The 854-nt window shown below is 64.9% G+C and carries 1 protein-coding gene; it reads left to right on the top strand.

The features are described 5' to 3' along the window. Positions 1–854: IS256 family transposase (locus NKJ91_RS33675; RefSeq protein WP_502903667.1), on the top strand; the 854-nt coding region annotated here is incomplete at both ends.

Genomic DNA, 854 nt, shown 5'->3' with positions numbered 1-854 from the left:
GCATTGCAGAGTGTCGTGCAGGAGGTTCTTGAAGCCGAGATGACGGAGGCGATCGGGGCCGAGAAAGGCGAGCGGACGGCGGAGCGGACGAGTTACCGGTCCGGCTATTACGAGCGCAAGCTGGTGACGCGGGTCGGGGTGCTGGAGCTTCACGTTCCGCAGGATCGGGCTGGCCGGTTCTCGACGGAGTTGTTTGAGCGCTACCAGCGTTCGGAGAAGGCATTGGTGTCGGCGCTGGTCGAGATGTACGTGCAGGGCGTCTCGACCCGCAAGGTGAAGGCGGTGACGGAGGAATTGTGCGGCCACTCTTTCTCGGCCTCGACGGTGAGCGAGGCGACGATGCGGCTGGATGAGGCGCTCAAGGCGTTCTTCACGCAGCGGCTCGAGGAAAGCTATCCGTATCTCATTTTGGACGCGCGCTACGAGCGGGCTCGCGAGGCGGGCGTGATCGCCAGCCAGGCGGTGCTGGTGGCGATCGGCGTGGATTGGGAGGGCCGGCGCCAGGTTCTGGGCGTGGAGCTGGCCAACCGGGAGAGCCATTCGAGCTGGCGCGAGTTCGTGACGGGGCTCAAGAATCGCGGGCTCGCCGGCGTCGAGTTCGTCGTCTCCGACGACCATCCGGGGCTCAGGGCGGCAATCCGCGAAGTGCTGCCCGAAGCGGTCTGGCAGCGCTGCTACGTGCACTTCCTCAGAAACGCGCTCGACTACGTGCCGCGCAAGGTCGACGACGATTGCCTGATGGAGCTCAGATGGTTCTACGACCGGCGCGACCTTGCCGAGGTCAAACGCGACCTGGCGCAGTGGATCGCCAAATGGCAGGCCAAATACCCGAAGCTGGTCAACTGGGTGGAAGA

Origin of the sequence: Mesorhizobium sp. M0040, from assembly GCF_040323505.1 — a bacterium.
Classification (GTDB): Bacteria; Pseudomonadota; Alphaproteobacteria; order Rhizobiales; family Rhizobiaceae; genus Mesorhizobium.
The sequence above is the reverse complement of the archived record's forward strand: the minus strand, read 5'-3'. Positions and strand labels throughout refer to the sequence as shown.